This is a genomic window from Enterobacter sp. 22466 (assembly GCF_052044775.1).
Taxonomy (GTDB): Bacteria; Pseudomonadota; Gammaproteobacteria; order Enterobacterales; family Enterobacteriaceae; genus Enterobacter; species Enterobacter dissolvens.
In genome coordinates this window covers 1-1513 of sequence record NZ_JBQENX010000034.1, presented here as the reverse complement: position 1 = coordinate 1513, position 1513 = coordinate 1, and the positions used below count along the sequence as shown (strand labels likewise).

The window sequence follows — 1513 nt, the reverse complement described above, 5'->3', positions numbered from 1 at the left end:
CCGCTAACCCCATCAATTAACCTTCCGGCACCGGGCAGGCGTCACACCGTATACGTCCACTTTCGTGTTTGCACAGTGCTGTGTTTTTAATAAACAGTTGCAGCCAGCTGGTATCTTCGACTGATTTCAGCTCCACCCGCAGGGGCTTCACCTACATATCAGCGTGCCTTCTCCCGAAGTTACGGCACCATTTTGCCTAGTTCCTTCACCCGAGTTCTCTCAAGCGCCTTGGTATTCTCTACCTGACCACCTGTGTCGGTTTGGGGTACGATTTCGTGTTACCTGATGCTTAGAGGCTTTTCCTGGAAGCAGGGCATTTGTTACTTCAGCACCGTAGTGCCTCGTCATCACACCTCAGCGTTAAAAAGGCACCGGATTTACCTGGAACCTCCGCCTACATGCTTAAACCGGGACAACCGTCGCCCGGCTAACATAGCCTTCTCCGTCCCCCCTTCGCAGTAACACCAAGTACAGGAATATTAACCTGTTTCCCATCGACTACGCCTTTCGGCCTCGCCTTAGGGGTCGACTCACCCTGCCCCGATTAACGTTGGACAGGAACCCTTGGTCTTCCGGCGAGCGGGCTTTTCACCCGCTTTATCGTTACTTATGTCAGCATTCGCACTTCTGATACCTCCAGCAACCCTCACAGGCCACCTTCAACGGCTTACAGAACGCTCCCCTACCCAACAACGCATAAGCGTCGCTGCCGCAGCTTCGGTGCATGGTTTAGCCCCGTTACATCTTCCGCGCAGGCCGACTCGACCAGTGAGCTATTACGCTTTCTTTAAATGATGGCTGCTTCTAAGCCAACATCCTGGCTGTCTGGGCCTTCCCACATCGTTTCCCACTTAACCATGACTTTGGGACCTTAGCTGGCGGTCTGGGTTGTTTCCCTCTTCACGACGGACGTTAGCACCCGCCGTGTGTCTCCCGTGATAACATTCTTCGGTATTCGTAGTTTGCATCGGGTTGGTAAGCCGGGATGGCCCCCTAGCCGAAACAGTGCTCTACCCCCGAAGATGAGTTCACGAGGCGCTACCTAAATAGCTTTCGGGGAGAACCAGCTATCTCCCGGTTTGATTGGCCTTTCACCCCCAGCCACAAGTCATCCGCTAATTTTTCAACATTAGTCGGTTCGGTCCTCCAGTTAGTGTTACCCAACCTTCAACCTGCCCATGGCTAGATCACCGGGTTTCGGGTCTATACCCTGCAACTTAACGCCCAGTTAAGACTCGGTTTCCCTTCGGCTCCCCTATACGGTTAACCTTGCTACAGAATATAAGTCGCTGACCCATTATACAAAAGGTACGCAGTCACACCCGAAGGTGCTCCCACTGCTTGTACGTACACGGTTTCAGGTTCTTTTTCACTCCCCTCGCCGGGGTTCTTTTCGCCTTTCCCTCACGGTACTGGTTCACTATCGGTCAGTCAGGAGTATTTAGCCTTGGAGGATGGTCCCCCCATATTCAGACAGGATACCACGTGTCCCGCCCTACTCTTCGAGTTCACA

1 rRNA gene is annotated in these 1513 nt (G+C 53.1%); it reads right to left on the bottom strand.

The window, feature by feature from the left end:
- A 23S ribosomal RNA gene (locus ACTJJI_RS26165) occupies positions 1-1513 on the bottom strand; the annotation flags it as partial.